This window comes from Massilia arenae (genome assembly GCF_008014745.1).
Classification (GTDB): Bacteria; Pseudomonadota; Gammaproteobacteria; order Burkholderiales; family Burkholderiaceae_D; genus Telluria; species Telluria arenae.
Window position 1 is genome coordinate 97,033 of the sequence record NZ_VPFD01000008.1, and the last position, 23,661, is coordinate 120,693.

Annotated in this window: 22 protein-coding genes; 11 read left to right on the forward strand and 11 right to left on the reverse strand. The window is 66.0% G+C overall.

What is annotated here, in order from left to right:
• Positions 1–49: 49 nt before the first annotated feature.
• Complete coding sequence (locus FVD38_RS09420) at positions 50–730, forward strand: SOS response-associated peptidase (RefSeq protein ID WP_147934576.1); 681 nt, start codon at positions 50–52, stop codon at positions 728–730.
• A 67-nt stretch (positions 731–797) separates the two neighbouring features.
• Here FVD38_RS09420 and FVD38_RS26640 read toward each other — a convergent pair whose 3' ends face one another.
• The 4 genes from FVD38_RS26640 to FVD38_RS09440 form a co-directional block, all read right to left on the reverse strand.
• A complete protein-coding gene (locus FVD38_RS26640; protein WP_222706910.1) occupies positions 798–2,183 on the reverse strand; it encodes a right-handed parallel beta-helix repeat-containing protein in 1,386 nt (461 codons plus the stop codon).
• 251 nt (positions 2,184–2,434) lie between these two features.
• Entirely contained in the window at positions 2,435–3,589 is a 1,155-nt protein-coding gene (locus FVD38_RS26645) for a right-handed parallel beta-helix repeat-containing protein (RefSeq protein ID WP_222706911.1), read from the reverse strand.
• 272 nt (positions 3,590–3,861) lie between these two features.
• Positions 3,862–5,016 (reverse strand): right-handed parallel beta-helix repeat-containing protein, encoded by a 1,155-nt coding sequence (locus FVD38_RS09435; protein ID WP_147934577.1) that lies wholly within the window; start codon positions 5,014–5,016, stop codon positions 3,862–3,864.
• Positions 5,017–5,209: 193 nt separating this feature from the next.
• Positions 5,210–5,647: a hypothetical protein gene (locus FVD38_RS09440; RefSeq protein WP_147934578.1), complete on the reverse strand. Its 438-nt coding sequence runs from the start codon at positions 5,645–5,647 to the stop codon at positions 5,210–5,212.
• Between the two features lie 221 nt (positions 5,648–5,868).
• Here FVD38_RS09440 and FVD38_RS09445 point away from each other — a divergent pair, with 221 nt between their 5' ends.
• Positions 5,869–6,240, forward strand: a complete 372-nt coding sequence (locus tag FVD38_RS09445; RefSeq protein WP_147934579.1) for an Lcl C-terminal domain-containing protein — start codon at positions 5,869–5,871, stop codon at positions 6,238–6,240.
• Positions 6,241–6,264: 24 nt separating this feature from the next.
• On the opposite strand, the gene FVD38_RS09450 is transcribed toward FVD38_RS09445, so the two are convergent.
• Both FVD38_RS09450 and FVD38_RS09455 read right to left on the reverse strand, forming a co-directional pair.
• Complete coding sequence (locus FVD38_RS09450) at positions 6,265–7,707, reverse strand: M20/M25/M40 family metallo-hydrolase (RefSeq protein ID WP_147934580.1); 1,443 nt, start codon at positions 7,705–7,707, stop codon at positions 6,265–6,267.
• 112 nt (positions 7,708–7,819) lie between these two features.
• Positions 7,820–8,950: a metallophosphoesterase gene (locus FVD38_RS09455; protein WP_147934581.1), complete on the reverse strand. Its 1,131-nt coding sequence runs from the start codon at positions 8,948–8,950 to the stop codon at positions 7,820–7,822.
• A 195-nt stretch (positions 8,951–9,145) separates the two neighbouring features.
• Between FVD38_RS09455 and FVD38_RS09460 the strand changes: the two genes are divergently transcribed.
• From FVD38_RS09460 to FVD38_RS09480, 5 genes are all read left to right on the forward strand, one after another.
• A complete protein-coding gene (locus FVD38_RS09460) occupies positions 9,146–9,658 on the forward strand; it encodes a glycine zipper 2TM domain-containing protein (RefSeq protein WP_147934582.1) in 513 nt (170 codons plus the stop codon).
• Positions 9,659–9,747: 89 nt separating this feature from the next.
• Entirely contained in the window at positions 9,748–10,710 is a 963-nt protein-coding gene (locus FVD38_RS09465; RefSeq protein WP_147934583.1) for a protein kinase domain-containing protein, read from the forward strand.
• Positions 10,707–13,052: an FtsW/RodA/SpoVE family cell cycle protein gene (locus tag FVD38_RS09470; protein WP_147934584.1), complete on the forward strand. Its 2,346-nt coding sequence runs from the start codon at positions 10,707–10,709 to the stop codon at positions 13,050–13,052. The genes FVD38_RS09465 and FVD38_RS09470 overlap by 4 nt, the downstream gene beginning before the upstream one ends.
• Complete coding sequence (locus FVD38_RS09475; RefSeq protein ID WP_147934585.1) at positions 13,022–14,599, forward strand: hypothetical protein; 1,578 nt, start codon at positions 13,022–13,024, stop codon at positions 14,597–14,599. Before FVD38_RS09470 ends, FVD38_RS09475 begins: the two co-directional genes overlap by 31 nt.
• An 8-nt stretch (positions 14,600–14,607) precedes the next feature.
• Positions 14,608–15,072, forward strand: a complete 465-nt coding sequence (locus tag FVD38_RS09480) for an SH3 domain-containing protein (protein WP_147934586.1) — start codon at positions 14,608–14,610, stop codon at positions 15,070–15,072.
• A 39-nt stretch (positions 15,073–15,111) separates the two neighbouring features.
• On the opposite strand, the gene FVD38_RS09485 is transcribed toward FVD38_RS09480, so the two are convergent.
• Positions 15,112–15,510 (reverse strand): nuclear transport factor 2 family protein, encoded by a 399-nt coding sequence (locus tag FVD38_RS09485; protein WP_147934587.1) that lies wholly within the window; start codon positions 15,508–15,510, stop codon positions 15,112–15,114.
• Positions 15,510–16,298: an NAD(P)H-dependent oxidoreductase gene (locus FVD38_RS09490; protein ID WP_147934588.1), complete on the reverse strand. Its 789-nt coding sequence runs from the start codon at positions 16,296–16,298 to the stop codon at positions 15,510–15,512. The genes FVD38_RS09485 and FVD38_RS09490 overlap by 1 nt, the downstream gene beginning before the upstream one ends.
• Positions 16,299–16,386: 88 nt before the next feature.
• Here FVD38_RS09490 and FVD38_RS09495 point away from each other — a divergent pair, with 88 nt between their 5' ends.
• Positions 16,387–17,280: a LysR family transcriptional regulator gene (locus tag FVD38_RS09495; protein WP_147934589.1), complete on the forward strand. Its 894-nt coding sequence runs from the start codon at positions 16,387–16,389 to the stop codon at positions 17,278–17,280.
• Positions 17,281–17,340: 60 nt separating this feature from the next.
• On the opposite strand, the gene FVD38_RS09500 is transcribed toward FVD38_RS09495, so the two are convergent.
• The 3 genes from FVD38_RS09500 to FVD38_RS09510 all read right to left on the reverse strand — a co-directional run bounded on the left by FVD38_RS09500 (position 17,341) and on the right by FVD38_RS09510 (position 19,461).
• Positions 17,341–18,087, reverse strand: coding sequence for a hypothetical protein (locus FVD38_RS09500; RefSeq protein ID WP_147934590.1), 747 nt, complete (start codon positions 18,085–18,087; stop codon positions 17,341–17,343).
• A gap of 45 nt (positions 18,088–18,132) precedes the next feature.
• Positions 18,133–18,855, reverse strand: coding sequence for a MarC family protein (locus FVD38_RS09505; RefSeq protein ID WP_147934591.1), 723 nt, complete (start codon positions 18,853–18,855; stop codon positions 18,133–18,135).
• A gap of 120 nt (positions 18,856–18,975) precedes the next feature.
• Positions 18,976–19,461 (reverse strand): GNAT family N-acetyltransferase, encoded by a 486-nt coding sequence (locus FVD38_RS09510; RefSeq protein WP_147934592.1) that lies wholly within the window; start codon positions 19,459–19,461, stop codon positions 18,976–18,978.
• Between the two features lie 174 nt (positions 19,462–19,635).
• On the opposite strand from FVD38_RS09510, the gene FVD38_RS09515 reads away from it, so the two are divergent.
• The 3 genes from FVD38_RS09515 (at position 19,636) to FVD38_RS09525 (ending at position 23,560) form a co-directional block, all read left to right on the forward strand.
• Positions 19,636–20,835 (forward strand): MFS transporter, encoded by a 1,200-nt coding sequence (locus tag FVD38_RS09515; RefSeq protein WP_229493546.1) that lies wholly within the window; start codon positions 19,636–19,638, stop codon positions 20,833–20,835.
• Positions 20,836–20,897: 62 nt separating this feature from the next.
• Positions 20,898–21,881, forward strand: coding sequence for a PP2C family protein-serine/threonine phosphatase (locus tag FVD38_RS09520; RefSeq protein ID WP_147934594.1), 984 nt, complete (start codon positions 20,898–20,900; stop codon positions 21,879–21,881).
• Positions 21,882–21,997: 116 nt separating this feature from the next.
• On the forward strand, positions 21,998–23,560 hold the full coding sequence (locus FVD38_RS09525) for an FHA domain-containing protein (RefSeq protein ID WP_147934595.1): 1,563 nt from the start codon (positions 21,998–22,000) through the stop codon (positions 23,558–23,560).
• The last annotated feature ends 101 nt before the right edge of the window (positions 23,561–23,661 follow it).

Sequence of the window (23,661 nt, forward strand, 5' to 3'; positions counted from 1 at the left end):
CCACACACCTCGCGCGCTGCCTCGAGCAGGCTTGCGCTAGTATCGAGCCATGTGTGGACGATTTGACCAGAGCCAGACGGCTCGCAACTACGCCAGCGCGATCGGCTGGCTCGACGCGGTGTACGACAGCGAAGCCACGCCTGCCTATAACGTGCCGCCCGGCACCTACCGGCCGCTGCTGCACATCCAGGATGGCGAGCGGCGCGTGGACGACGTGTACTGGAGCTACCAGGCGCGCTGGGCCAAGGGCAAGGTGCCGGTGACGATCAATGCGCGCATGGACAAGCTCACCAACCGCTACTGGCGCGGGCTGCTCAAGTCGGGGCGGGCTCTGGTGCCGGCCCAAGGTTGGTATGAATGGACCGGAGAGAAAGGGCATAAACAACCCTGGCACATCCACCGCCGCGACGGTGCGCCGCTGTTCATGCTGGCCCTGGCCAATTTCGGCAGCTTTACCGAAAACCGCGCCGAAGCCGGCTTCGTGCTCGTGACCGACGATGCCACGGGCGGCATGCTCGACATCCACGACCGGCGGCCGGTGGTGCTGGATGCGCGCGATGCCGAAACCTGGCTCGATCCGGCGCTCTCGAGTGAAGAAGCGCTGGCGTTCGCGCGCCGCGCTGCCCTGCCCTCGGACGCGTTCGAGTGGCACGCAGTCAGCACGCTGGTTAACCGGGCCGGGCTCGGTGGGCCTGAAGTCGTGCAGCCGATCGATACCGACGCCGATTAAAAAAATGGCCCGGACGCTCTCACGTCCGGGCCATTCACCCCGCGGTCATGCCGCCATCACAACCCCATTAACGCTGGTATGCGCCCAGGTCGATGCTGCTGCCACGCGCCTTGCCGTCGATGTCGTTCTTCGGCGCGTAGGTGGCGATGCCGCGGCCGACCGCCGGCGAGCTCGCCGTCAGCTTGTAGTCCGGCGTTGCCGCGGTGCGCGAGTAGCCGGAGAACAGCGGTTCCGAGCTGATGGTGCCCGTATGGGTCAGGCCGTTGCGCAGCTGGAAGTTATAGGTCGTGTTCTTGGTGACCAGGTTGTTTTTATACGTGTTGCCCTTGCCGGTCGTGCCCTGCTCCGAGATGCCGTACTTGTTGTCGTACACGATGTTGTTGTGCACGTGGACGTTGTTGGCCCCTGCACTCGTGAAGTAAAAGTCGCCGCCACCGACGATGATGCCAAACACCGACGAGCTCACCGTGTTGTTGACGATCTGGAGGTCGGTCGCATCGTGCCACAGGTGGATCGCAGCCGAGCCCACGCGGTAGACGATGTTGTTCTTGATCGTGCCCGAGGTGCTGTGATAAATGCCCTGGACGTAGGTGCAGCCGGCCGGGCCGATATCGTGCACGACGTTGCCGATCACATCGCCCTTGACGCCCTTGTAGTAGCTGTCGACGCCGATCGCCGAGCCACCGGCGCTATTGCACGGAATGGTCGTCGCCATATGGTGCACGCGGTTGCCCTCGATGATGTTGTACGAACCGCCGGTGTAGATACCGAGCACCCACTTGGTGCCAGTGCCGATCTTGCTGCCGTCGACATCGAAACCAATGATGCTGACGTAGTTGCCGCGGTTGTCCCAGGCAGTTTTGTTGGTCGACTTGGCAGGTGGCACGATCTTGGCTCCCCACTTCGTGGTCGACACCCAGTAGATGCGGTTGCTTGCGGTACCGCTGGCGGTGGTCCTGATGCCGCCGGCATAGGTGCCAGGCGCCACGAACACGGTGGTACCGGCCTTGGTCGCGACCTGGGCGGCGCGCGCCAGCGTCTTGAAAGGCGCGGCCTTGGTGCCGGCGGCGCTGTCCGAGCCGGTCGGCGAGACGTAGTAGTTATACGGCGTGGCCGGGATCGTGCTCGGGCCGGCCACAGGGCCTGGATTGCGCTTCGTGTATTCGGTGCTGCGCTTGATTTCCGTTTCGACGGTCGCCAGGCTCACCCCACGGCTCACGGCCTGGGTCCAGTACTGCAGGCCGGCCGCATCCGGCTCACGGCCGAGCAGGGTCAGGTACAGCTGACGCACTTGTTCCTGGGCCGAGGCAGCGGCAGTGGCGGCTGGCGCCGCGCTTTGCGGAACGGCGGCAGCCTGGGCCGATGCGGTAGCGGCCAGCAGCAAGGTTGCTGCGGCGGCGACACGGGTCATAGTGGTGCGAAGGTTCGAGGCGATCATGGTGCTGCTTTTCATCTAAGGTTTCCTTCTAGTCCGGAAAAAAGACCGGGCAATGGAGGGGCCGCGCGCAGGGCGCGACTGTCCACGCGAGGCGTGGGCTTCTCCTGATGTGTCGGAGCGGACGGGGCGCATGCGCCCGTCCACGAGATCGGCCAGCTGGCGCTGGCGCGGGTGACGCCGGATGAAGCTGGCCTGGGCTGGCTTCGGTCCGGGTCGGTGCTGCCGGGGGTGCTGCCGGGGTGCTGCTTAGTACTTCCTGGTACTGCTTAGTGTTGATAAGCGCCCAGGTCGATGGCCGTGCCGCGCGCCTTGCCGTCGATGTCGGCAGCCGGGGCGTAGGTCGCGAGGCCGCGGCCGATTGCCGGCGAGCTGGTCGACAGCTTGTAGTTCGGCAGTGCCGCGGTACGCGAGTAGCCGGCGAACAGCGGTTCCGAGCTGATGGTGCCCGTATGGGTCAGGCCATTGCGCAGCTGGAAGTTATAGGTCGTGTTCTTGGTGACCAGGTTGTTTTTATAGGTATTGCCCTTGCCGGTCGTGCCCTGCTCCGAGATGCCGTACTTGTTGTCGTACACGATATTGTTGTGTACGTGGACGTTGTTGGCGCCGGCTTTCGTGAAGTAGAAGTCGCCACCGCCGACAATGATGCCGAACACCGACGAGCTCACCGTGTTGTTGACGATCTGGACGTCGGTCGCGTCATGCCACAGGTGGATCGCTGCCGAGCCGACGCGGTAGACGACGTTGTTCTTGATGGTGCCCGAGGTGCTGTGATAAATGCCCTGGACGTAGGTGCAGCCGGCCGGGCCGATGTCGTTGACGACGTTGCCGATCACGTCGCTCTTGACGCCCTTGTAGTAGCTGTCCACGCCGATCGCCGAGCCGCCCGCGCTATTGCACGGAATGGTGGTCGCCATGTGATGCACGTGGTTGCCTTCGATCACATTATACGAACCGCCGGTGTAGATGCCGAGCACCCATTTGGTGCCGGTGCCGATCTTGCTGCCGTCGACGTCGAAACCGATGATGCTGACGTAGTTGCCACGGTTGTCCCAGGCCGTCTTGTTGGTCGAGTTGGCAGGCGGCACAATCTTGGCGCCCCACTTCGTGGTCGACACCCAGTAGATGCGGCTGCTGGCGGTGCCGCTGGCGGTGGTCCTGATGCCGCCGGCATAGGTGCCAGGTGCTACGAACACGGTGGTGCCGGCCTTCGTCGCGGCCTTGGCGGCGCGCGCCAGGGTCTTGAACGGTGCGGCCTTGGTGCCGGCGGCGGTGTCCGAGCCAGTTGGCGAGACGTAGAAATTATTCGGGGTGGTCGGGATGGCGGCAGCGTTAGCCGAGAAGGCAGCGGCCAGCAAGGCGACGGCGGCAGCGGCGCGGGTAGCGGTGGTACGGATCGAAGCGAAGGTAGCGAAAGTTTGCATGAATGTGTCTTACCCTAATTAATCAATGTAACCCTTTGAGCGCAGGAAACTTCCTAAGTTCAACTTTTTTAGGAAATCTTTTCTGACGGTATTAGATTTCTAAGAGCAATTTCTCTATGGAAATCAAACGCTTGCCAGAAATGGCCCATGTGAGCCGCGCCAAGGGTCGGTCTTGCTGAGTTTTTGGAAGCGGACCCGCGCTCGGTGCGCGGTGTCCGCAAGACGCGCATGCGGGGGCATGCGCAGGGAGTCGAGCTGCTCGATCCTGATGCTTAGCGCTGGTAAGCGCCGAGGTCGATGGCGCTGCCGCGTGCCTTGCCGTCGATGTCGGCAGCCGGTGCATAGGTGGCCAGACCGCGGCCGATTGCCGGCGAGCTGGTCGACAGCTTGTAGTCCGGCAGTGCGGCGGTGCGCGAGTAGCCTGCGAACAGCGGTTCCGAGCTGATGGTGCCGCTATCCTTCAAGCCATTGCGCAGCTGGAAGTTGTAGGTCGTGTTCTTGGTGACCAGGTTGTTCTTGTAGGTGTTGCCCTTGCCGGTGTTGCCCTGCTCCGAGATGCCGTACTTGTTGTCGTACACGATATTGTTGTGCACGTGGACATTGTTGGCGCCTGCCTTCGTGAAGTAGAAGTCGCCACCGCCGACGATGATGCCGAACACCGACGAGCTCACCGTGTTGTTGACGATCTGGACATCGGTCGCGTCATGCCACAGGTGGATCGCTGCCGAGCCGACGCGGTAAACAACGTTGTTCTTGATGGTGCCCGAGGTGCTGTGATAAATGCCCTGCACGTAGGTGCAGCCGGCCGGGCCGATATCGTTGACGACGTTGCCGATCACATCACCCTTCACGCCCTTGTAATAGCTGTCGACACCGATCGCCGAGCCGCCCGCGCTGTTGCACGGAATGGTGGTCGCCATATGGTGCACGTGGTTACCTTCGATCACATTGTACGAACCGCCGGTATAGATGCCGTGGACCCACTTCGTGCCGCTGCCTAGCTTGCTGCCATCGATGTCGAAACCGATGATGCTGACGTAGTTACCGCGGTTGTCCCAGGCGCTGTTATTGGTCGAGCTCGCAGGCGGCACGATCTTCGCACCCCACTTCGTCGTCGACACCCAGTAGATGCGGCTGCTTGCGGTGCCATTGGCCGTGGTCTTGAAACCACCGGCATAGGTGCCCGGCGCCACGAACACGGTCGTGCCGGCCTTGGTCGCGGCCTTGGCGGCGCGCGCCAGGGTCTTGAACGGCGCGGCCTTGGTGCCGGCAGCGGTGTCGGAACCGGTCGGCGAGACGTAGAAATTGTTCGGGGTGGTGGGGATGGCGGCAGCGTTGGCCGACATGGAGGCGGCCAGCAAAGCGACGGCGGCAGCGGCGCGGGTAGCATTGGTACGGATCGAAGCGAAGGTAGCGAAAGTTTGCATGAATGTGTCTTACCCTAATTAATCAATGTAATCCTTTGAGCGCAGGAAACTTCCTAAGTTCAACTTTTCTTGGGAAATATTTTTCTGCAGGAACTAATTTTGTTAGAGCAATGTGCTTATAGAAACGGAATACTCAGCAGTTTCCTACCGAACACAGCAGATGCTGGAGCGGGCTATCGGATGAGGGAGCTTCCTACGCTGCTGGTAGCTGCGTGGCTTGCTGGCCGTTCGCGCTGGCGGTTGCCGGCCTGGCCTGGGACGAGGCGTCGGATGAGGATGCGGTGTCCTGATAGCCATTGAGATTGAAATCGTTCGATGCCGGGGCGCTGCCGTCGGCGGTCCCGGTGGCCGGCGCGGCAGTAGCGACGCCCTTGTCCATCGGAGCCGGCGCTGGGTCCGGCATGGCCATTTCCTGCGCGACAGTCTCCGGCGCGGCGGGGCCAGCGTCGATGGTGCCCGTGACCATGGCGCTCGGTGCTTCCGTGGTCTCGCTGGCCACCGTGTCAGCCAGTAATTGCTGGTTGGCAGACTCGTCGGCCATACCGCCGCAGGCGGTGAGCAGGACGGCGACACTGCAGCACAGCGCGGCCTTGATGCGGAATGACGAAACGAAGGTCACAGGTTTTTTCATCGGGGGAGTTCCTTACCTCAATTAAAGAATGTACCCCTTTGAGTGACGTCAATTTCCTTAGTTCATTCATTCCAGGAAATTTCTCCACGCAATACCAAATCCCCACGAGATCATTCCCCTTAGAAATTAGACGCGACCATGATCTAGATCGAACCCAACACGAAACCAAAAGTCGCGCTCAGCAGTCTTATCCCACTGCTACTTAACGCGAGGAGATTTCAATGGGCGAATACATGCAAATCCGGGGCATGCTGCAAGATGGCGAAGAATACGCCGGTCTGATCTTGGGCAAGGATGAACCCGACTACCACCTGGTCCTGCTGCCAGGCGACTCCTCCGACGTCAGCTGGCCCACGGCCGTGGACTGGGCCAACGGCCATGGGGGCGCGCTGCCGACGCGGCGTGAACTGGCGCTGCTGTTCGCGAACCTGCGCGAATCGTTCGAGCGCAACTGGTACTGGTCGAGCGAGCCGCACGCCACCCGCGCGCAACTGGTCTGGGGCCAGAATTTCGCGAGCGGCATCCAGACCATCTATGGCCGGCCCTACCGCGGCCATGCGCGCGCGATACGGCGCATCAGCACAGCGGCCTGAGCCGGCAACGCGGCCGGGCCGGGTTCAGGGCTTCGGCACGCTGGAGCGGCCGATGTCCTGCTCCATATTGGCCAGGTACCAGGCGGTCGCGGTCATCAGCGCCACATGGCGGCGCAGGATGTCGGGGTCGACCTTGTCCAGGGTGTCGGCCGGCGTGTGGTGGTAGTCGAAATAGCTCGAGGTGTCGACGATCGGCGCGAAGCTCGGCACGCCTGCGCGTTCCAGGCCGGCCAGGTCGCCGGTGGCCAGCACGTCCTGGCGCTGGAACACGTTGGCGCCGATCGGCTGCAATGCCGCTTGCAGCGGCGCGAACAGCTTGACCGACTGCGGCATCACGCTGGCGCGCATGCCGAAGGGGCGGCCGACGCCGTTGTCGCTTTCGATCGCGCCGAAGTGCTTGCCCGCGTTGGCCTGTTCGGCGGCCAGGTAGGCGGCCGCGCCGCGCTGGCCGTTCTCTTCGTTCATCCAGGCGACGAAGCGGATGGTGCGGCGTGGGCGGTAGTCGAGCTTTTTGAGCACCTCGAACACCGCCATCGCGCTGGCGACGGCCGCGGCATCGTCGTGCGCGCCCGGCGACAGGTCCCAGGAATCGAGGTGGCCAGAGACGATCACGATCTCGTCCGGTTTCTCGGTGCCAGGCAAATCGGCGATCACATTGAAGCTGTCGGCGTCCGGCAGGTTCTGCGGGGTCAGCACCAGCTTCATGCTCAGCGGGCCGCGCCTGGCCAGGCGCGCCATCAGCATCGAGTCCTCCGCCGTCACGGCGGCGGCCGGGATGCGTGCATTCTCGAGCAGGCCCGACGAACCGGTATGCGGCAGGCGATAGGCCGCGCCGCCGACCGAACGCACCAGTGCGCCGACAGCGCCGAGCTCGGCCGCCATGCGCGGGCCGTTGCGGCGGTAGGCCGAACCCTGTCCGTAGGCGTGGCCGGCCAGGCCGCGATCGGCCATATGCTGGTCGAACGCCACATCGAACAGGACGATCTTGCCCTTCACTTCAGCGGCACGGGTTTTCAGTTCTTCAAAACTCTTGAGCACCAGCACCGGCGCCACCAGGCCCTCGGCCGGAGTCGCACCCGAACCACCCAGTGCGGTCAGCACCACGCGTTGGGTCACGCCCTGGGGTCGCCCCGTGTACTCGACCAGCTCGCCGGTCTCGATGCCGCGCACCCAGTGCGGCACTTTGACTGGTTGCAGGGTCACCTTGGCGCCAAGCTTGCGCATCGCTTCCGCCACCTGGGTCACCGCCGCCGCCGCACCGGGCGAACCGGACAGGCGCGGACCGATCAGGTCAGTCATGTCTTCGGTGCGCTGCCATGCGTAGTCGCTGCTCATCGCCGTGTCGCGGATCTTGGCGAGGGCGGCGGGATCGTTGCCGGGGCCGGCGGCCAGGGCCGGGACACTCAACAGCGCGGCGGCGATGACGCCCATGACGGGAAGGTGGTGGAGACGGAAGCTGCGTTTCATGCGGGAAACCCTTGCTAGTTCGAAAGGATTCAAACGATAGCGCATTCGGCAACTTTTCGCTGCTACTTTCTTGCCGTACGTACAGTCAGAAAAAGGCGCGCGGACGCCTTGATCAGGCCGGCACCAGCCGCACCAGGGTGATCTCGGATGGCGCGCCGAAGCGCTTCGGTGGTCCCCAGTAGCCAGTGCCGCGGCTGGTATATACCCACATATCGCGTACGCGATTGAGCCCGGCGACGAACGGCTGCTGCAGCGGCACGAACAGATTCCACGGGAAGAACTGGCCGCCATGGGTATGGCCGGACAACTGCAGGTCGAAGCCGGCCATGGCCGCCTCGGGAGCGCTGCGTGGCTGGTGCGCCAGCAGCACCTTCACCCCGGACGGCGCGCCACGGACGGCGCGCTGCGGGTCGCTCTTGTGCTCCGGGTGGAAATGGTGGGCCGTATAGTCGGCCACGCCGGCGATCACGAGAGAGGCGGCGCCACGCCGGCGCACCACGTGCTCGTTCATCAGCACCGTCAGGCCCAGGCGCCGCACCTCGGCGATCCACTCCAGCGCGCCGGAATAGTATTCGTGGTTGCCGGTGACGAAGAACACGCCGTCGTTCGCCTTCAAGCGCGCCAGCGGTTCGGTATGCATGGCCAGGCGCTGTACGCTGCCATCGACCAGGTCGCCGGTGACGGCGATGGCGTCGGCGCCCAGCTTGTTGACCTTGTTGACGATGGCGTTCAGGTAGGCGCGCTTGATGGTGGGGCCGACATGGATGTCCGAGATCTGGGCGATGGCGTAGCCGTGCAGTTCGGCCGGCAAGTCCCGGATCGGCACGTCGACCTTCACCACCCGCGCCACCCGCCGCGCGTTGACGTAGCCGACCACGGTCACGGCCAGCGCCGCCAGCGGCACGGCCAGTGCGCTGGCATAGGCCATCACCGGCGTCAGGGCGCCGAAGGGCAGCAACACCAGCAAGACCACATCGCGCAGCAAGGTGGTGACCAGCAGCGACGAGAACAGGCCCATCGACAGCAGGCCGAGCCAGGCGAGCAGGTCCGACCAGCGCCGCCGGCGCAGCGAGGACGACATCAGCCCGACGGGCACCAGCGCGCCGAGCAGGCCCAGCAGCAGGACGCCGACGCTATTGCCGGCCAAGCCGAGCCCGAGGTCGGGCAGCAAGCGCATGCCGATATAGACCAGCAACAAGACCAATAGGGAGAGGACGACGACGAAACTACGGCTCGGGCGCATGGCAGTGATGGGATGACGTTGGTCGTGCCTAGATGGGGCGCCCGCTGCTGCTTGCAAGGCAGAATGTTACCAACCGCGATGCAGTTGTAAAAAACTGTATTAACGAATGGCACGATTCGGGCCCAGGAATATAGTACGTCCATACCCGGTGTCGCAGTCATCATTCCGATCTCCGCCAGGGTAAAAGGAAAGACCATGTTGAAATCGACAACCCTTGGTGCTGTGCTGCTGGCCGCTGTCGCGGTATCGCCGGCGGCAATGGCCGGTGATCGTGGTACGAACACGGCCGTTGGCGCAGTGCTTGGCGCCGTCGTCGGCCACACGGTCGGCGGCACCGGCGGCGCCGTCGCCGGCGGCGTGATCGGCGCGGCGGTGGGCAACTCCATCAACACCCGCGACGACCGCCGTCATTACGGCCACCACAATGGCTACAACAACGGGTACAACAACGGCTACTACCAGTCGCAACCGGTGTATGTGCAGCAGCGCCCCGTGTATGTGCAACCGCGTCCGGTGTACGTGCAGCCACGCCCGGTCTACGTGGAATCGCGTCCGGTCTATGTCCAGCCCCGCCCGGTGTACGTGCAACCGCGCCCGGTCTACGTCGAGCACCGCGGACGCGGCTGGGATCGTCATGACCGGCACGACCGGCGTGACCGCTGGGATCGCGATGACCGTCGCGGTCACCACCACGGCCACGGCCGCTGATCCAACAAGCCGCGCACTGCGCGGCTTTTTTTCATCCCCCCTCCGCTAGTTCCCCGCATCGGCGCCATGCGCCAGGTTCGGGGGACACCATGTACGAAGCAGGCACCGTCATCTCGCTGGCCGGCGGCCAGTACCGCTTGCGCGAGGCGCTGGCCGGTTCGGCCTATGGCGTCGTGTGGCGCGCCGACAGCCTGCACGCGAACGGTTGCGTCGCTCTGAAGCTGGTCAACCTGGAACAGATGGAACGTGCCCCGTCCGGCCTGCGCGCACGCTGGCTGGCCAGCGCCAGCACCGAAATCGCCTTCCTGCGCGGCCTGGCGCCGTGGGATGGCCGCCACATCGTGCGCCTGCTCGACAGCGGCGAACACGCCGGCATGCCGGCGATGGCGCTCGAACTGCTCGACGGCGACCTGGCCGGCCACTTGACCCGCGAAATGGCGCTGGGCCGCACGGTCGCCCCGGCCCGCGCCCTGGCCTGGATCGGCCAGGTCAACCAGGCGCTGGCCAAGGTGCACGCCAGCGGCTGGCGCTACCTCGACCTCAAACCGGGCAACCTGCTCCTCGACGGGGCGAACGACGCCGTCAAGCTGGCCGATTTCGGCACCAACCGGCGTCTCGACGACCTGCGCGCCCACACCTACGCCGGCACCGCCAACTGGCAAGCCCCGGAACAGTTCTTCCCGGACGCCGACGGCTACGCCACCGAGGCGCGCACCGATTATTTCGCCCTCGGCGCCCTGTTCTACTACCTGGTCTGCGGCCGGTTGCTGCGCTACAGCAGCGCCTGCGGCCAGGCCTGGCAGGCGCACGGGCGCGACGCGGCGGCCAGCCTGCTGGCCGAGCGCCAGACGCGGCCCGCCGTCCTGCAACCGGACGAAGCGGCGCTGTTCGCCAGCTGCCTGGGCCCGGCCGCCGCGCCTGGCCTCGCGCTGCTGCGCGCGCTGGTGGCCGAGCGCCCCGCCGACCGCCCGCGCCATGCGCTGGACATCAGCCGCGGCCTGGCGGACACCGTCTCCGCCCTGAGTGCTGAGCCGCTGCGGAGCGCCGCATGAGGCGCCCTTTCATCGGCGCCGGCCTGGCCTGGACCCTGCTCGCGCTGCTGTGCGCCGTGCAGCTGCTGGCCCTGATCAAGACGCCGGCCGCCTGGACCCCATCCGAGATCGCCGTGACCCTCGCCCCCGGCGAATCGGTCATGTTGGGCCGCCAGGAACTGGGCGCGCCGCGCGCCGCCCCGCGCCAGCTGGTGCTGCGCCGCGACCGTGACGGCGACTGGCTGCTGCGCAACGCCGAACCGCTGCAGCCTGTCGTGCTGCGCCATGGCGACGCGCGCCAGCGCAGCAGCGACCTGCCGCTCGCGGCCGGCCAGCGCATCCAGGCCGGCGCGCTGCAATTGCAGGTGGTCGCGGCCGCGGCCGAGACCGGACGCGTCACCCTGCACGACGGCGAACAGACCTGGGACTACGACGGCGCCACCGTGCTGCGCGACGGCCAGCCGCAGCCTGCCTGCCCCGACACCGGCCTGTCGGCGCGCGCGGTGGCGGCCTGGAACCGCTGGCTGCCGCAGGGCGCGAGCCTGGCCCGTCCCCTGAGCCTCGGCGGCCTGCTCTACTGCGGCAACCGCATCGCCGCGGCCGCGATCGAACCCGGCGACGCCCTGCTGCTGCGCCAGGACGACGGCCGCATCGCCCTGTCGGCGCGTGGCGCCCAGCCGGTGCTGGTCTCGAACGGCGTCGGCTGGATCGATGCCGCCCAGCGCGAGCTGCCGCTGGCCGACGTGGATGCCTTCGCCGTCGGCCGCACCCTGTTCACCCTGGCGCAGGACGGCGCCACCTTGCGCCTGTCGCCGTCGCGCCAGGTCGCGCTGTCGGCGGCGCCTGCGAACGGGTTGCCGGCCGCCGTGAGCTGGCGTTGGGAGCAGCGCGACCATCTGGCCCTGCCCGCGCCACCGCCACTGGCCTGGGCCGCCGCCTGCCTCGTCCTGCTGATGGGGCTTGCCTGCATCGCGCCCTTGCTGCGCGAGCGCGGGGTGCGCTCCGATCTTGTGCGCCCGTTCGCAGCAGCCCTGCTGGCCGCCAGCGCCATGCTGTTCCTGGTCACCCAGCGCACCGTCGGCGCCCCCGGCGCCGTCATCTCCCTGCTGCTGGCCTGGGCCACGCTCTGGCTTACCCTGCTGTATCCGCGCCGCGCCTCGTTGCTGGCCTCCAGCGCCGTGCTGCTGCTCGGCGCCGGCCTGCTGGTGCAGCTCGAAATGGGCCTGGGAGCCGGCGACACGGCCTGGCTGCGCCACTTCCAGAACACGACCGCGCTGCTGGGTCTCGGCCTGCCGACCGCCCTGCTGCTGCTGTCCTGCTTCGCCCGCGGCGCCGTATCGCGCCCGGTCACCGAGCGCGTGCTGCTGGCGTTCGCCGCGCTCGCGCTGGGTGGCCTGCTGCTGCAGGTGTGTTTCGGCGGCGAGACCGGCGTGTTCGACATTCAGCCCTTCGAATTCGCCAAGTTCGCCCTGGCCGCGCTGAGCGCGCACTGCCTGGCGCTGGCCGCCGGCGGCAAGGCGAACGGCCGCCATGACTGGCGTTTCTGGCTGCGCATGGCGGCGCCGGTGCTGCTGTTTATATTCCTGCTCGCGGCGGCCCTGGTGCGGGTCGACGATTATTCTCCGCTGGTGCTGCTGCTGGTCTGGAGCGGCGCCATGCTGCTGGCGTGGTGCGCCAGCCATGGACGGCGCGCGGCCTTGGCCTCGATCCTCGTAGCGGCTGGCCTGCTGCTGGCGGGCGGCGTGACGATGCGCGCCGGCGGCGACCTGCTGGGCGCCTTCGGCTTCTATCCCGAGCGCTTCCAGGTCTGGTCCGAACCGACCATCCACCCGCACACCGGCCAGCAGATGCTGCAAGGCAGCCGTGCCATCGTCCAGGGTGGCTGGCTGGGCGCGGATAATCTGCTCGGTCTGGCGGCGCTGGGCGGCGCGGCCGGCGAGGCGCTGGCCATTCCCGCCATCCAGGACGACTTCGCGCCCTCCTTCCTGCTGCACCGCCATGGGCTGGCGGCGGGCCTGGCCTTGTGGACCCTGCAGGCGCTGTTCCTGGCGGCGCTGCTGCGCGCCGCCGCCGGCGCCTGGCGTGGCGCCAATGGGGCCAAGGACTTCCGGCGCGCCTGGATCGGCCGCTTCCAGTGCTTCGCCCTGTGCGGCGGCGCGGCCTTCATCGCCGGCCACCTGCTGCTGTCCTGGGGCACCAACCTCGCCATGTTCCCGATCATGGGCCAGCCCATGAGCTTCCTGTCCGCGGGCGGCTCGCACCTGCTGTTTTTCATCTGCCCCCTGCTAGCGTTCGGCATGGCGAGCACCCAATTCAACGAGGAGAGTCAATCATGCCGGTCTATGTCCAACACGAAGTCCTAGGCAAGGTCCAGGATGTGTTCAACGCTGACGCCCTGTGGCAGGCGCCTGGCCTTGCGCTGTTCTCGCGCCGTCCGCTGCTGCGCGACCTGCTCGAGCGCTCCCCGCGCGAGCAGCGCGGCCGCGCGGCCACCCGCTGCTTCTCGCACGTGACCCTGGTGCTGCCGCAGGACGAGGTCGACGACGACCGCCACCTGACCCGCGGCGCGCGCGTGCGCGACCTGGCGCAATCGCTGGCCGCCCTGCACCAGAAGGATTTCGGCGACCTGCTCGGCGGCGACGAGGTGCGCTACCACGTGCTGGGCAGCGACGACCTCGATCCGGGCGAAGTGCAGGTCAAGTTCGGCCACGCCGTCTACCTGCCGGCGCCGGGCGAACAAGTCCAGTACACGGTGACCGCCTCGCGCGACAGCGCCATCTGGCAGCCGGTCTGCGCCATCTACCCGAACCAGCGCCTGACCCTGGTCGGCCTGGACGGCGCCAACGCGACCTTCGCGGTGCCCGGCTGGCCGTTCGGTTCGGAAGGCGGCCTGCTGCTGGTGAACGACGGCCCTGGCGTCCCGCTCGAACTGCAGGTGCGTCCGAAAGACAGTTTCGAATGCCGCTTCGACGCCGCCAATGGCTACTACGTCCTGCGCGGCAAGGGCGCCAGTGCCCAGCGCCTGCTGCTGAAAATCAGCCGCACCGGCGCCAGCACCAGCGCCCGCCCGCAACCCGCGCCAAGCTCCAGCGCCGCACCCGTCATACCAAGCGCGCAGCCGCAGCGCAGCCCGGCGGTGTGGAAGTCGCGCACGGCCACGCCGCCGGCCGCCGACATGACCGCGATGCCGCTGGCCGCCTCAAGCCCGGCGGCCCGGCCGGCGCCAGCGACGGAGCTCGATGCCACCTACGCCCCGGTGGCGCGCCACCGCATCACGCTGGCCGCGCTGGCCCTGCCGCGCCTGAGCCGCTACCGCGAGACTGGCGCCCAGGAACTCGAGGTCGGCCTGAACGCCCAACTGCTGCCAAGCGCACCGGGCAAGGACAGCGTCATCCGCTTCGCGGTCGACGACGCCGACGAGCTGCACGCGATCACCCCGGCCGGCCGCCAGCGCATCGCCGTGCCGTCGCAATTCGCGCCGCTCGACAACGCCAGCATCCGCCTGCTGGCGGTCCAGCAGCAACTGGCCGAGCGCTACAGCGCATTGCTGGTGCTGCCGGAGGGTCCGTCGCAGCCGGCCGCATCGGGCACGCGCCTGACCTTCGGGCGCGGCATGCCATCGCTGGGCGCCCTGCGCGTGCTCGATACGCCGCAATTCGTGCGCCAGGGCGACGGCGCCCCGGCCGCCAGCGCCGACCGCCTCGGCCTGTCGCGCAATGCCTTCAGCTGGGAAGCCTCGGGCGATGGCCTGCGCATCGCACGCCTGTCGCCCACCCAGGCGTTGTATCACCTGGACGAGCAACTGGCCCTGGTTGCCCAGATCGAGAGTGCGACCCAGGATCAGCCTTATGTGATCCCGCCTGGCCATCACCTGGTGGCCGGACACTACGTGCTGCGCTTCGACGCCTGAGGACGGCGATGGTCACCTGGACTCATGCGGCCGCTTATGTGCTCGCCTTCGGCGCGGCGCTGGTGCTGACCCTGTGCCTCTGCGCCTGGCTCACGCCGCGCGCCTGGTGGCGGCGGCCGAATGCGCGCGCGCTCGGTGTGCTGGGAGTCGGCACCGCGGCCGGTGGGACGCTGTTGCTGGCCATGTTCGGGACTCCGGCACCGGCCCCGCAATTGGTGCAGTCGGCACAGGCCAAAGAGGTAGCGGGCATCGACGTGCCGGTCGCTGGCGCCCGCTATCGCGTGCACGATGCGCTCAATCTGCGCGTGGCCGGTGGCGTCGGCGCCGAACGGCTGCTGGTGGTGCCGGCCGGCACGCGGGTGGAAGCGACCGGCTTGCGCGACGGCGACTGGTGGCAGGTGCGCGCGACGGTCGCTGGCAAGGAAATCGAGGGATGGGCTAGCAGCCTGTGGCTGCGGCGGGCCGATGAATGATTTGTTACTGGGGACGAACAAAAAAGTTCGCCATACCTTCTAACGCAGCACCTCGACCGCATGCATGGGATCAGTGTACTCCCGTACTTCAACGATTTCCCCATCGCGAAATCGAAACAATATGTGGTATTCGTTCTCATAGTGCCTTCCACTCTTCGTCACCCCATAAGAGCGCGCTTCAACGGCCACCATATCGCCTTCGCCAATCAAGCTTTTCAATTCCATTCTTAATCCACCGTTAAAGAAGGCGAAAAGCTCATCGAGGGCGGGCCGCACTTCAGCTTTGGTTTTTAATCCGGCAAAAGCGAACAAGTGAGGTTTGCCATTGACCCACCATGTCGCATCGTTACTCAGCATATCGAGAAGCTCGTCGACGCTGCCCTTTTCAAAGTGGCTGAGAAAACGTCCAACGAGACCTTTATTTGCCTTGGCATTCATTAGTACTCGCGATCTGCGACGTGTATCGACAGCCCGGCTTGCCCCGGGAGAATGTCGTCTCGCAAGGTCAGCGCCGGAATGTTGTAATCGCCCTTGTTCTGAGGACGGAAAGCAATGGGATCTGCGCTGAAGAGGGTATCGAGCCGCTGTCCGAGTTCGTCACAGATATGAGTAAATCTGCGCTCATCTGTACTGCCAGCTCGATACACGACATACGGCGGCATCACGTCGAAGCCCGGATAGAAAAGAATACCGTGCTGGATGGGATAAAGCATGTCGTGGATTGGTCCGTTGATGCCGCGCGGGCCGTAGTGTGATTCCCAACCACCTGCTGTCACTATCAGCATGGCGCGCTTCCCGGCCAACGTCCCCTCACCAAATCGATCCCCCCAGTGTGTGTCGGAATGCTCGCCTACGCCATAGGCGAAGCCGAAAGCATATACCCGCTCGATCCAACCTTTGAGGATCGCTGGCATGGAATACCACCACAGCGGGAACTGAAGAATCACCGCATCGGCCCACAGCAGCTTTTCCTGTTCGCGTGCAATGTCGACACTTTGAAAGCCGTTTTTGAAAGCGTGCTTGGATTCGATCGCTACATCGAACCGGGTAGTGAACAACCGTTGGGTGGAATCTTCGGCATCGACAGCGGCTTTCCACTGCATTGCGTACAAGTCGGAAACCTGCACCAAGTGTCCCGCACTTTGCAGCCGCTGCACGGTGAACTCTTTCAACGCCCCGTTCAAGGACCTGGACTCTGGATGCGCATGGACGAGAAGAATGTTCATAACTGATCTTTCAACGTAAGCAAGGAAAGACAGAATAGGTTCGAGTCAGGTATATTGGAAATGAATTATCAACATACTAGCTATTAAAATGCTTAATTTGCGAACGCTTGACCTGAATCTGCTGGTCACCCTTGACGTGCTTTTGGCAGAGCGGAATGTGACCCGAGCAGCGCGTCGCCTTAACTATTCGCAGCCGTCCGTCAGCGTTCATCTTGCAAAGCTCAGGGAGATTTTCGGTGATCCCCTGTTGCTGCCTGGTCCGCGTGGAATGCAGCCCACCGCACGAGCCGAGGAACTGGTTCAGCCATTGCGTGACGCGCTTGAATCGTTGGAGCGCGCAGTGGCGCCAGCCCGCCCGTTCAACCCGGCAGAGTCCCAACATACCTGGCGCGTCGCCGCTTCCGACTCCAGTGGCTCGACCATACTTTTGCCTGCGATGGCCGCTATCCGCGCGGCGGCGCCGGCAACCCGGCTTGCAGTGCTGGATTTATTACCGTCACAGATTGCGAAGCAAGCTGAACAGGGTGACATCGATCTCGCCTTCCATACTGGCGAAGGCTCCCCTCCCGGTCTGCGCCGTCGTACGCTTTTCGCCGAGCGCTATGTGCTTGCTGGCAGAATGGATCATCCGCGTTTGCATCCGCAACTCACGCTAGCCGAATTTTGCGAACTGGAGCATGTCATTGTGTCGCCAGATCGCGGCGGTTTCCATGGACCGACTGACGATGTGCTTGCAAAAGCAGGATTGAAGCGCAAGGTGGTGCTTTCTGTTCCACAGTTCCTGTTCATGATGTCCGTCCTGGCTAGTACGGATCTTGTCGCCATGTTGCCTTCGCGTCTGGTACGCAGTACCAGAGTGCTGCAGGTCGTAGAGCCACCTGTGGACGTTCCCGGATATGAAATGGTCATGCTGTGGCATGAGCGTTCCCATCGGGATCCCGCTCATCAGTGGTTGCGGGAGACGATATCAAAGTCGATCTGAGGCGCCGCGGTATCTCTCCCAGCAGATCTGGCTTTAGCGTATCGGTCGCGAATCAGATATCTAATCGCGCGCAGTACGCCACTCCTGCTGCTTGGCCGGCGTTTCATGCGTCGGACAATTAGTAAAGCGCCGCCTGCCGTGCATCTCAATCATCTCGACGTTGGTCGTCGGCGCCCGATCGGTAACGCAGTAGGTACCCCTTCCAGTGATCACCCGCGTGCGGCGCGCGCCGTCGCCCGTGTTGTTCACCAGTTCCTCGACCTTGGGCGCTTCCCACAGGCGCGGCGCCGCCATGGCGCGCGCGTGCTCCATGCCCTCGCGCATGCGGAGCTGCGGGCTATCCGGTGGCAAGACGATCAGCGGCTTGTTTTCCTTGCGCAGGGCGCGGTCGATCTCGCCGACGCTGCGCCGCGCATTGGCGAGGATGTCCGCGGCGCCCGGCAGCGCAGCGGGCTGCTCGTCCACTGCCGTGGGCGCTGGCGCGGCCGATGGCGTCTGCGCCACCGGTGACGCCGGGGCCGGAGCGGTGCGCGCCGCCCGCATCGGAGCAGCTACCGATGCCGGCCGGACCTCCTTCACCGGCTCAGGTGCAGCCGGCTCAACGCGCGGTTCCAGCGTTGGCAGCAAAGGTAGCGATATCCACTGCATCGCCTCGTCGCTCCCTTCCTGCGGCATCGACGGCAATTTGCCTGCCATTTGCCACGCCAGGATCAAGGCCAGGTGAACCGCCAGCGTGACGCCAACGCCGGCAAGACGATCATTGCGCGTGCCGGCAGTCAGCGGGAATGGAGTAGAGAGGCTGGTCATCGACCACCAGTATAGCGAGCCCGCCAGCGCCTACGCTCACCAATTCTATCCGGCACCCACGATCGCCCGGACCGCCGCCAGGTGCACCGGAACCGACATCACCTCGAGCAGCAGCTCGCGCAACCCGTCCCAGACGATCTGCACGCCAAGGCACAGCAGGATGAAAGCGGTGAGCCGCAAGAAGACCGCGGTCCCCGCCTCCCCGATCAGCCGCAGCAAGTGTTCGCCATAGCGGAACGCGAGATAAATCAGCACGCCGATAAGCCCCAGCGCCATCAACGCGCCGCCCATGCGCGCCAGCGAGAACACGATCTCCACGTCGTGCAGCGCGACGCCCACCGTGATCGCCACCGCGATCGAGGCCGGGCCGCAGCTGATCGGGAAGGTCAAGGGATAAAAGGCCTGCCGGTGCGCATGGTCCGGCGTGTAGGCCTCGGCCAGCGCGGTCCGGCTGTCTAGCGTAGAAGGCGTCGCGCCCAGCAGGCGCCAGGCCACCGAGGCGAGGATCAGGCCACCGCCAACCCGCACGATGGGCAGCGAGATACCGAAGAAATCGAGCACATACGAGCCGATGAGCATCGACCCCGTCATCAGCCAGAACATATTACGCGCGATGCGGCGCGCCAGCAGCGCACGGGTCGCGGGCGACGCGCCCTCGGTCATGCTCAGGAAAATCGGTGCGGTGGCGGCCGGATTCAGGATCGGCAGCATCGTCACCAGGACGAACAAAAAACTCCTGGCCACGGCCAGTATCAACTCGATGGTCATGAAATAGCGTGTTCAAGCCCGGCCAGCGGTCGACGAGTGCCGCTGACGGGCCAGGCCCCCAGGCCCGGACCGCCACTGTACATCATGCCCTGGCAGCGCGGGCACACCGCTGCCCCGGGATCAACCGTCGACGTCGTCCGCCCACCCCAACCGCATCGGATTGAAATACAAGCCCTTCACGCACTGCGTCGGCGCCACCCGCGCGAAACCGAATGCCTCATACGCCGGCACCGCATGGTTCGACGCATTGACCGTGAAATTGCCGTCGCCACCACGTGCGATGGCCGCCGCCCGCGCCACATTCCACAAGCGCCGCGCCAGCCCCTGCCCCTGCCAGCGCTTGCCGACGAACAGGTGAAATAAATGGCTGTTGTCGCGGATCGCGATGAAGCCCGCGAGCTGTCCCTCGTCCAGCGCCACGTGGTACACATGCCCCATGGCCAAGTATTTGCGCACGCCGATCTGGTCGTTCTCGGCCAGGAAGGTGGCGGCGCCCTCGCGCGTCGATTCGTGCACGATGAACTCCAGCGCCAGCTCGCGCAACTGGGCTGCAATCGCCGGAACGAGCAGCGGAATATCGGTGTCTACCAGCGGCCGGATGTCCATGGCATGTATTGACAGTGTTGCGCGGAACGTAAACATACCACAGCGTTGATTTTCCATAATGCAATTTTATTGACGAGCGAACCGGCCCCGCCCTACCATGGTTCGACCATGCCGAAAGCCAGCTTCCTCGCCTTATTTTCCCCTGCCGCCGGCACGGTTCCCAGACGTCGCAAAGTGCCCCTGACGCAGCCGCTGCGCCACGCCCGCTACCGCCGCATCTGGCTCGCTAACCTGGTATCGAACCTCGGAACCTGGGTCCAGACCTTCGCCGCGGCCTGGCTGGTGGCCTCGCTGTCGCAGTCGGCCTCGATCACCTCGCTGGTGCAGACCGCCACCTATCTGCCGATATTCCTGTTCGCGCTGCTCGCCGGGGTGCTGGCCGACGCCGTGCACCGGCCCAAGTTCCTGTTCTTCTGCAATCTGTTCAATGCCGTATGCGCCGCCGCGATGGCCGTGCTGGTCTGGAGCGGCAAGGTATCCAGCGGCCCGGTGCTGGCGATCACCTTTTGCCTGGGCATCGGCACCGCCTTCGTCTGGCCGGCCTGGCAGGCGGCGCTGGCCAGCCTGGTCGAACCCGACGAAGTCGAAGCCGCCGCCACGCTCAACAACCTGTCGTACAACCTGTCCGCCATCCTCGGCCCGGCGCTGGGCGGCCTGCTGTTCGGCTGGATCGGGCCGGGCGCCCTGTTCCTGGCCAATGCCGTGTCCTTCATCGGCCTGCTGGGGGTCTACTGGCACTGGTGGCGCGAGGGCGAACCGCAGCCGGCCGCGCGCGAAAAGTTCGGCGTGCGCATGCGCCTGGGCTTCGCCACCGCCTTCGGCTGCCCGCGCTACCGCCGCATCCTGCGCAATGTGTGTTCGGTCTTCTTCGCCACCATCGCCTTCGCCAGCCTGCTGCCGGTATTCGTGCGCGACGTGCTGCACCTGCGCGCCGGCGTGTATGGCACCCTGATGGGCTGCCTGGGCGGCGGCGCGGTGGCCGCAGCCTTCTTCCTGCCGCAGGTGCGGGCCCGGGTCGACCGCACCGGGCTGCTGGCCGGCGCGCTGCTGGTGTATGGCGCGATGCTGCTGGCCATGCCGCATACGCGCTCGCTGGCCCTGCTCGCGCCCATGATCGTGTGCGGCGGCATGGCCTGGTCCACCACCGTCTCTACCCTCAACGCGGCGGCCCAGCTGTCCTTCCCGGCCGAGGTACGGGCGCGTACGCTGTCGATCTACCTGTTCATCATGTCCGGTGGCTATGCGGCCGGCAGCGTCGTCTGGGGACTGGTCGCCGACGCCTGGGGCGTGCGCGCCGCGTTCGCCGCCGCCGGCGCCTGCGTGGTGCTCAATGCACTGGTCTTGCTCACGGGCGGCCGAAAACATCCCATCTAATCGTGTCTTTGATCCGTTACGCCAGCGTGTAAAGTGGCGGTATCATCCTGATCATTTTGCCAATGCCAGTCACGCTCGCCGATTTCCGTTTCGCCCCCTGCTTCGACGTCGCGGTCGCGAGTCGCGTCGGTTGCGGCCCATCCACCCGCGCCGAGAACCAGGATAATTTCGTCGTTATCGATTTCGACGGCCGTGCCTGCCGCCTGCAGGACCAGCAACCCTGCTTCGTCACCGTGGACGGCTGGCCGTCGGGCCATGGCCGGTTGGCGGTGCTGGACGGCATGGGCGGCCATGGCCATGGCCGCGAGGCGGCCGAAGCGCTGGCGGCGGCCCTGCTGATGATGCCAGCCTGCGCCACGCTGGAAGAACTTAGCGAGCGGCTCGACGCCATCCACACCGGCCTGCAGGCGCGCTTTGCCCAAGGCGCCAGCGGCGCCGCACGGCCAGGTACCACGCTGACCCTGCTCGAACTGCCGGCGAGCGGCGCGCCGCTGCTGTACCACGTGGGCGACTCGCGCCTGTACGAACTCGACGCAGCGCACGCCGCGCCCCTGACGGTCGACCACGTGCCGGCCACCGTGGCCGCCCTCGCCGGCCGCCTCGACGAAGCCCACTGGTGGCGCCAGGTGCACGGGCGCCATGCGCCGCAGATTGCCCAGGCTTTCATCCTTGGCAATGCCTTCGCCGACCCGACGCGCCTGTCCGATCCGCTGTTCGCCCTCACCCCGGACATCCTGCCCTGCTGGCTGGCCCACCTGGCCGACCGCCGCGCGCTACACCTGCGGCCCGGCGCCGCCTACCTGCTGGCCACCGACGGGTTCTGGTCCTGCGCCCAGCCGGACGGTTTCGTGGCCGGCTGGCCGGCGTTGATGAACGGCGATCCGGCTGCGGTGACCCTGGTCGAGCGCCTGTTCGGCCTGCTGGAAAACGATCCGCCGGCAGGACTGCAGCCCGACAACCTGACCGCCCTCGTCGTACGGCCGCTGGCCCGCCATGCGGACGAAACCGTATTGCCGGTGGAAGCCCCCACCAAAGCCACCAACTGATCTCATGCTTTTAGAAAATAATGTTGTTAATCAACGAACTTGGTGCGCCGTGCGGTTCAAAAACAGCGTAAGCTTGCAATATTGATTTCGACCATTATTTAACTTGTCGCCCTGACATGAACCGCTGCCGCAATCCCGAGCATCCGCACTGCACCGTCTGGGTCATGCCCGACGACGCCATGTGCGCGCACGGGCATGCCCAGCCCGCAGTCGACATGCAGCCCGCCTCCGCGCCGGCAGCCACGCTGGTGGCCACCGCGCCAGTGGCCGGCCTGCCGTCGAGTTTCGACGCCATCACCGCCCTGCGCAGCCGGCGCACTACCGATATCGGGCCAGCGCCGACGCTGTCCCGCGCCAACCTGCAACGCCCCCAGCTGCACATCAGCGGTTTCGACCCGCGCGCCGCCGGCGGCCGCCAGGCGATCCGGCTCGAGCTGCGCGGCATGCCGATGGATTGCGCGCCCGAGGTGCGCATGCTGGTGCGTTCGGCCCTGCGCCTGCACGGCGGCGAAAGCTATGCCTTCCAGCGCACCTCGCGCGGCGACTGGCGCCCCCTGTTCCTCGAATTTTCCTCGCGCGGTCTGGAACACGGCCAGTACCGCATCGAGATCGAGCTGCACAGCCATCATCGCCAGGCGCCGGAATCGAATCGCACCTGGACCTGCTCGCCGGTCATCCTGGTGCCACGCCAGGACGCCAGCCTGGGCGAGATCCACCAGACCTTTCTCGCGACCCACAAGAACGTGCGCGTGACGGCCGACGACGCCGGTATCGCCCGCGTGAATGCACCGGGCGGCGGACGGATCGACATCGACGTCACTGCCCGCAATGCCTCGATCGCCCAGCTCAACCTGGACAGCGGCAGCGGCAAGATCGACCTCGGCATGTCGACCATCGCCTGGGACGAAGACCTGATCGAGATCGACATCCCGGTCGAGGCGGCGCTGCATCCCTGTCCCGCGACCGGCGCCTGCCTGGTGCACGCCGAGGCCGACTCGGCCACCCAGCGCCACGTACGCCTGTTCGCGCTGGATGAATGCGTGCTGGGCCGCTTCGAGAGCATCGCCGCCGAGGCCGACCTGCTGCTGTCCCACCACGGCGAAGCCGGCGCCGAGATCGGCGGCCTGACGCGCCGCCTGTCGGGACGGCACGCCGTCATCCGCCGCAGCCGCCATGGCTTCGAGATCGAGGACGTGTCGCGCTACGGCGTGCTGCTGGACGGCGTCTGGCCCGGCAAGCACATGCCGGTGCAGCTGCGGCTCGGCATGCGGATCGAACTGACGGCAAGCATCAAGGGCATCGTCACGCTCGAGGTGACGGCCCTGATGGCGCACGCGGTGGTGCTGCACCGGCTGGACGCCGGCGCGCGCGCCGAATGCTTCTACCTGATGGCGCCGGACTGCATTCCTGCGTCGAACCGGCACCAGCAAGCATCCAGCATGCCGCGCGCCGCCGCGCTGCCGATGCTGTTCCATCGCGACGGCGGCTTCTGGCAACGCGACCGCGACAGCGGCCGCGACACTCCGCTGGCGCCGCAAGCCCAGTTGGACCGCCTGCTGCAGACAGGGCTTGGCATCGCTGCGCGCTTCGTGGCGCAGGCCTATCCCGAGGCGCACGGCGGCCCCCGCGGCAGCGGCGAACGCCACCACCACGCTCTCACCGTCGCACTCGACGCCTGACGCCGCCTTTCGGGCGAACGCTCAGCCGTGCGGCGGAATCAGGATCAGGAAGACCAGCGCGGCGCCGGCCAGTAGTGCAGCCTGCAGGGCGAACACGATCG

Coding starts and splice junctions, on each gene's coding strand:
- FVD38_RS09420 (WP_147934576.1), top strand. CDS start 50: ATGTGTGGACGATTTGACCAGAGCCAGACGGCTCGCAACTACGCCAGC.
- FVD38_RS26640 (WP_222706910.1), bottom strand. CDS start 2,183: ATGAAAAGCAGCACCATGATCGCCTCGAACCTTCGCACCACTATGACC.
- FVD38_RS26645 (WP_222706911.1), bottom strand. CDS start 3,589: ATGCAAACTTTCGCTACCTTCGCTTCGATCCGTACCACCGCTACCCGC.
- FVD38_RS09435 (WP_147934577.1), bottom strand. CDS start 5,016: ATGCAAACTTTCGCTACCTTCGCTTCGATCCGTACCAATGCTACCCGC.
- FVD38_RS09440 (WP_147934578.1), bottom strand. CDS start 5,647: ATGAAAAAACCTGTGACCTTCGTTTCGTCATTCCGCATCAAGGCCGCG.
- FVD38_RS09445 (WP_147934579.1), top strand. CDS start 5,869: ATGGGCGAATACATGCAAATCCGGGGCATGCTGCAAGATGGCGAAGAA.
- FVD38_RS09450 (WP_147934580.1), bottom strand. CDS start 7,707: ATGAAACGCAGCTTCCGTCTCCACCACCTTCCCGTCATGGGCGTCATC.
- FVD38_RS09455 (WP_147934581.1), bottom strand. CDS start 8,950: ATGCGCCCGAGCCGTAGTTTCGTCGTCGTCCTCTCCCTATTGGTCTTG.
- FVD38_RS09460 (WP_147934582.1), top strand. CDS start 9,146: ATGTTGAAATCGACAACCCTTGGTGCTGTGCTGCTGGCCGCTGTCGCG.
- FVD38_RS09465 (WP_147934583.1), top strand. CDS start 9,748: ATGTACGAAGCAGGCACCGTCATCTCGCTGGCCGGCGGCCAGTACCGC.
- FVD38_RS09470 (WP_147934584.1), top strand. CDS start 10,707: ATGAGGCGCCCTTTCATCGGCGCCGGCCTGGCCTGGACCCTGCTCGCG.
- FVD38_RS09475 (WP_147934585.1), top strand. CDS start 13,022: ATGCCGGTCTATGTCCAACACGAAGTCCTAGGCAAGGTCCAGGATGTG.
- FVD38_RS09480 (WP_147934586.1), top strand. CDS start 14,608: ATGGTCACCTGGACTCATGCGGCCGCTTATGTGCTCGCCTTCGGCGCG.
- FVD38_RS09485 (WP_147934587.1), bottom strand. CDS start 15,510: ATGAATGCCAAGGCAAATAAAGGTCTCGTTGGACGTTTTCTCAGCCAC.
- FVD38_RS09490 (WP_147934588.1), bottom strand. CDS start 16,298: ATGAACATTCTTCTCGTCCATGCGCATCCAGAGTCCAGGTCCTTGAAC.
- FVD38_RS09495 (WP_147934589.1), top strand. CDS start 16,387: ATGCTTAATTTGCGAACGCTTGACCTGAATCTGCTGGTCACCCTTGAC.
- FVD38_RS09500 (WP_147934590.1), bottom strand. CDS start 18,087: ATGACCAGCCTCTCTACTCCATTCCCGCTGACTGCCGGCACGCGCAAT.
- FVD38_RS09505 (WP_147934591.1), bottom strand. CDS start 18,855: ATGACCATCGAGTTGATACTGGCCGTGGCCAGGAGTTTTTTGTTCGTC.
- FVD38_RS09510 (WP_147934592.1), bottom strand. CDS start 19,461: ATGGACATCCGGCCGCTGGTAGACACCGATATTCCGCTGCTCGTTCCG.
- FVD38_RS09520 (WP_147934594.1), top strand. CDS start 20,898: ATGCCAGTCACGCTCGCCGATTTCCGTTTCGCCCCCTGCTTCGACGTC.
- FVD38_RS09525 (WP_147934595.1), top strand. CDS start 21,998: ATGAACCGCTGCCGCAATCCCGAGCATCCGCACTGCACCGTCTGGGTC.